Genomic DNA, 4,861 nt, shown 5'->3' with positions numbered 1-4,861 from the left:
CAGCCTTCAAATCTGCTGATACTTCCCTGTGGCTTCCAAAGAATCGTACGCCATCGGTTCTTTTGATCATTACTTCCAGGGTGCCGTCCTTCTTTTCCTTTACAGCGGTTACCACCACTTTATTTCCTTCCAACCTGTTGTAATTGGCAACCCCGCCTTTTTTGATAATAAAATTAGGCCTGGGAAAATTTATATGCCTGTACCTCGGAGCATCGGGGTCGCCTATTTTAAAAATATCACCAACCTGTACTTCCTGGGGCGCTATAAAATGGACTTCGTTTGCATAAAGGCCTATACATCCAATTGCGAACAATAGTGCAAAAATAAAACAGGTAATCAATTGCTGGCTGTTCCCACTCTTTTGGAATTTGGTCCCGATAGCTTCTCCTTCGTAACACTATGGAGAAGGAGCTATCGGGATGGAATTTAATTAAAAAGTATTGGTTGGTCTTTGTTAGACCAGAATGGAGTAGGAGATTTACAGGTATGAATTATAGTGGTTGTTAGCCTATCGTTATTAAATTACCTTTAATTTATTGTTTCTTTTAAATAACTGGTGGTAAAAAATAGGGAATCATTCTTTTTTGAGTTCTTCATCAATCATGCCTATAATTTCTTCCATTTCATTTCTTAAATTTTGTTGAGTCCTCATGACAATTCCTAAATTGACAATAGTGAAATTGATTACCTGTTTTATTTTTGCATTTCGCATGAATGATTCATAATCCCTAACTTTAAGAGAATTAGGAAAATCAAAAGTGATGAACTCATTCATAAAAATGGGTTTTAAATAGTTCACATAGTGTTCTTGCATATAAAGGCTTTCGATCTTTTCTAATCCAGAAAATTCATAAGTATAGAGCGAAGATATTCTATTCCTGATTTCTTCATTTTGAATAATATCTATGCCAGTATTCTTTAATTTATCATAAGTTGTATTATTAGCAATGAAAAAACTAAAGCTGTATAATCTTGCGAAATGTAAGTCGAGCGTATCTTGATAGGGCTGGTGAGCCTCGAAAACCGAGGCAATAATTTTATTTGATTTAATAGAGTTATTAAGAATAATGAGTGTTTGGTCAAGATCATTTTTATTAAATGTCAATTCAGTTCGCAATTCCTTTAATAGTACAAATTCAAAATCTCTGACTTTTCTTTCCTCATTCCAATTATTGATCTGAAGAGCGATCAAAATTCCGATGACAACAAGCACAATCTCACCCATTGCATACTTGAGATATTTTACCGTTTTCCCCTCTGAGAGCAAGTTTTGGCGGATATTACGAAAGAAACTGATCATCTGAAGGAAGCAGTTGGTTATTCTTCCTAAGATACAGAATTAATATAAAGGACTTAAAATCAGCCTAATAATATTTAAATATAAGACCTCCACATTGTAAAGAGTGACAGATGTTTTGGTGGTAGGGGAACGGTCTTGTACCTACCTACGACAGACAGGTATGAAAAGTAGCGGTTTTGTGATTTCGGACTTTTCAGTTGGTTAATTCAGTTAAGTAGCCTGCTGTTATTTTTCATAGGACGCGTTGTTGGCGGTATTTTTTTCTTATAAGAAATATTTAATTTGCATACAGTGTGTGTTTTCCGTCTACGCTAATTTTTCTTACGCGTGTTTTATTTCTTTTAGAAAACTCCATTATCCATTGTGAACCATCCGGAGCATTCAATCCTCCAGTGGGAGACCAAAACGGTTTCGATTCGAAAATCGTTGTCATTTCTCCGGTTGTATTAATCTTTATTACTTTTCCTGCCCCATAAATTGCTACGTACAAATCTTTTTTCTCATCGGACCACATTCCAAATATATAATGACGATCTGCTACGCCATCAAATGAAATTTTGGAATCTTTTAGATTATCTGCTATCACGGTTACGTCTCCTTTGGGAGTCACTTTTTTAATTTTCAAATGATCTACTACATAGAGGTTATTATCATATTTTGAAAAATACATCCAGCGAATGTCATCGAAATAATGTTCAGTAACAAAATAGCTCTGACCACTTAATGTTTGTTTTTTCAACATTTCATGGTCACCAGACTTTTCTGCCCAATAGGTGCTACTTTCCGGATCTCTTACCAAGGTATTGTTGTCGAGAAAACCTTCAATATCTTGTACGGTTTTTTCAAATATGCCATCATTACCTAAACACCAAACGTAATTTCCCCACTTATCGGTAGCTTCTCCTTCATACCATTGGTGCTCTCCATAAAGATTATCCTCTTCGTCTATATATAGTTCATGTGTATGAACATTTCTAACCACAATGGAGTGCTCACCCTTAGTTGATATTTTCCAAACATGATCTAAGTCAGTATAGAATACATTGCCTTTACTATCCATAACGATCCCAACTCCTGGATGAGCCTCAATAACAGCTGTATTATAGATGAGGCAGAAAAAGAAAACTATTAACTTATACATTGAAAATATTTTACCAAATTATTACCAAGGTTTTGGTTAAACTGTGTTTAAATGCAGTTTAGGCTTTGTTGGCAGCAGTATTAACACCTTGCCATTTTTCGTTTTTTACCTAGTTTGTCTTTTTCCTTAACCTTTCTAATATGGTCAACTGCAATTGGTACTTTACACGAAGTTCCTCCAACATTGACACTTACTTTGCCAATTTTTTCCGCTACTTGAGACGCCTTTTCTGTTAAATCAATTATATAACTTCCTACGGCAATCACAAAACCATTCATTGTATACCGCACTCTGTTTGGAGCTTTATGAATGTTTTTTTCAACTCTGTTTAAAAGTTTATTGTAGATTTTCAGGTCCAGTTTATCATCTGGCGTAATAGCCGCATAATTGGAAAGCGTGGACCAACCTGCGGTAGCGACTAGTTCATTGCTTGATTCGATCCATTGAAGTCCTAGCTTATAGCCATATTTGCTTTCAGCGGCTACCCATGCTACAGTGTATTCACTAATACCGTGATTAGTTGCACCTTTTACCCATTTATTAAGATCACTTTTTGAGATTTTATTTTCATCTGCAATAAGACCAGCGAGATACATAGCATCAGAATTTCCAGTTGCATATAATTCAAGTGATAGCTCATGATTTTTCTTGACTTTCTTGACAATCTTTTTCATATCCTGAATCCTAACACCATAAAGTGGCTCTTTAGCACCGTGATTCATATAGATTTTCTTTATGGCTTCATCCCCATAATTCTCTAATTCAATTAATATTTCTTTTAAAGTCATCTTAGTTGATATTTATTGCTGCTAACAAAGGGATATAGTTATTGATGAACTCCCACTTATAAGAACTAAGATAACAAATCCTAGTAATTAAAGGACTTACAATACCCTGGTAGAATTTCATTCGAATAAAATACATTTACAACCGTTTACATAGCAAATATCTTGGGACCTATTTTTTGGGATAGTATATTTAAACGACCGTTTTAATAACCCAATATTTGAAGAATTAGTTAATGATGGATAGTTCAACTAAAGGCAGGCGGGTTAATTTTATGCGTTGGTGTGCCTATGTTTAAATCTCTTACACTTCAATAAAATCAGGTATTCTTCACTTGAATGCACTCCAGGCGAAAAAGTTATAGGAATTTATTAATTAAGAGCCATTCTGTTATATAACCGTAGTAATCATTTGTGTAATTAAGAATGGAGCTTGTTGCGATCAGAATTAATTTATATATTGTTGAATAGGGTCATATTGTGTTTTGGTAATCAAACACACAATTAGGCGTTTGCTTAACGGGGGTAATTATTAGCCAGGTTTTAACTAACAGATTAACATACCGTTGAACCAATTAACAATGTAACCATGAAAAAAAATGATCCGACATACGCTCTTGGACGGTCAGAAGATGAATACCACCGTTTAACTGAACAGGCCGCATTTTTTCGTCATATAACAGAGCGTCTTTTCCGAGAGGCGGGTATCGGTCCGGGGATGCGAGTCCTGGATGTTGGTAGTGGTGCTGGGGATGTAGCCTTCCTTGTCTCCAAGCTAGTAGGACCTACAGGTGAGGTTGTTGGTATAGATCTTGACGGCAGTGCGCTCGAGAAGGCTCGTGAGCGAGCAAGTTTGCTCGAAATTTCTAACGTGACCTTTATTGAGGGTGATGTACGCGAGGCAGAACTTTCTGGAGAGTTCGACGCAGTAGTCGGACGTTTGGTCCTTCTTTATTTTGCCGATCCCCTTGATGGACTCTTGACAATCGTTCGTCGTATCAAAAAAGGTGGCATTGTGGCGTTTCATGAGGCTGATATGAACGAGGACTTCATTGGATTATCGTATCCCGTAGCATCTATCTGGAACGATACAGCCCGAACTATCGTGCAGACGTTCTCTGGCGCCGGTATGCACCTGAGGATGGGGCGCCTCCTCATGAAAACATTTCTTGATGCGGGACTTTCCTTCCCGTCATTGACCGAAGAAGCTGTTGCTGGGGGCGGACCTGATTTCTCAGGTTACTCCTGGATGGCAAACACACTGCGTAATATTGCGCCTTTGACGGAAAAGCTTGGCATCGCAACGGTAGCCGAACTTGAACTCGATTCTCTTGTTGATCGTATCCGAGACGATGCGGTCGCTCGCCAAATTATGGTATCATCACCAACGCTGATAGGTGCTTATGCACGGCGATTGTAACGGAAATTAACGACAACGGTCTATTATAAAAAGTAGAGGGATTTTACGCACTAACTTTTCGGTTTATTACTGACCTTTATTTTATGGTTATAGTTTCGTTTTAAGACGTACTCGGCTATTTTTCATAGGAGGCGTTGTTCTACGCAGTTTTTTCATTCCGCATTGGAAATTCAGTTATTTGTCCATCAATAAACATTCTTAACTCTTGGTCAGAA

5 protein-coding genes are annotated in these 4,861 nt (G+C 37.2%); 1 reads left to right on the top strand and 4 read right to left on the bottom strand.

The window, feature by feature from the left end; all coding sequences use genetic code 11:
- The 4 genes from Q0X89_RS00110 to Q0X89_RS00095 form a co-directional block, all read right to left on the bottom strand.
- A partial coding sequence (locus tag Q0X89_RS00110) for a hypothetical protein (RefSeq protein WP_297690573.1) occupies positions 1-340 on the bottom strand: 340 nt, incomplete at its 3' end.
- A gap of 234 nt (positions 341-574) precedes the next feature.
- Positions 575-1,300 carry a DUF6090 family protein gene (locus Q0X89_RS00105; protein WP_297690572.1) on the bottom strand — a complete coding sequence of 242 codons (726 nt, stop codon included), beginning with the start codon at positions 1,298-1,300 and terminating at the stop codon, positions 575-577.
- A 277-nt stretch (positions 1,301-1,577) separates the two neighbouring features.
- Complete coding sequence (locus Q0X89_RS00100) at positions 1,578-2,441, bottom strand: hypothetical protein (protein WP_297690571.1); 864 nt, start codon at positions 2,439-2,441, stop codon at positions 1,578-1,580.
- 80 nt (positions 2,442-2,521) lie between these two features.
- On the bottom strand, positions 2,522-3,229 hold the full coding sequence (locus tag Q0X89_RS00095; RefSeq protein ID WP_297690570.1) for a DNA alkylation repair protein: 708 nt from the start codon (positions 3,227-3,229) through the stop codon (positions 2,522-2,524).
- A 586-nt stretch (positions 3,230-3,815) separates the two neighbouring features.
- On the opposite strand from Q0X89_RS00095, the gene Q0X89_RS00090 reads away from it, so the two are divergent.
- Positions 3,816-4,646, top strand: a complete 831-nt coding sequence (locus Q0X89_RS00090) for a class I SAM-dependent methyltransferase (protein WP_297690569.1) — start codon at positions 3,816-3,818, stop codon at positions 4,644-4,646.
- The last annotated feature ends 215 nt before the right edge of the window (positions 4,647-4,861 follow it).

Origin of the sequence: uncultured Eudoraea sp. (assembly GCF_947258525.1) — a bacterium.
GTDB lineage: Bacteria > Bacteroidota > Bacteroidia > Flavobacteriales > Flavobacteriaceae > Eudoraea.
The sequence above is the reverse complement of the archived record's forward strand: the minus strand, read 5'-3'. Positions and strand labels throughout refer to the sequence as shown.

Bases quoted from the DNA above. Each gene is read 5' to 3' on its own strand.
- Q0X89_RS00105 (WP_297690572.1), bottom strand. From the start codon at position 1,300: ATGATCAGTTTCTTTCGTAATATCCGCCAAAACTTGCTCTCAGAGGGG.
- Q0X89_RS00100 (WP_297690571.1), bottom strand. From the start codon at position 2,441: ATGTATAAGTTAATAGTTTTCTTTTTCTGCCTCATCTATAATACAGCT.
- Q0X89_RS00095 (WP_297690570.1), bottom strand. From the start codon at position 3,229: ATGACTTTAAAAGAAATATTAATTGAATTAGAGAATTATGGGGATGAA.
- Q0X89_RS00090 (WP_297690569.1), top strand. From the start codon at position 3,816: ATGAAAAAAAATGATCCGACATACGCTCTTGGACGGTCAGAAGATGAA.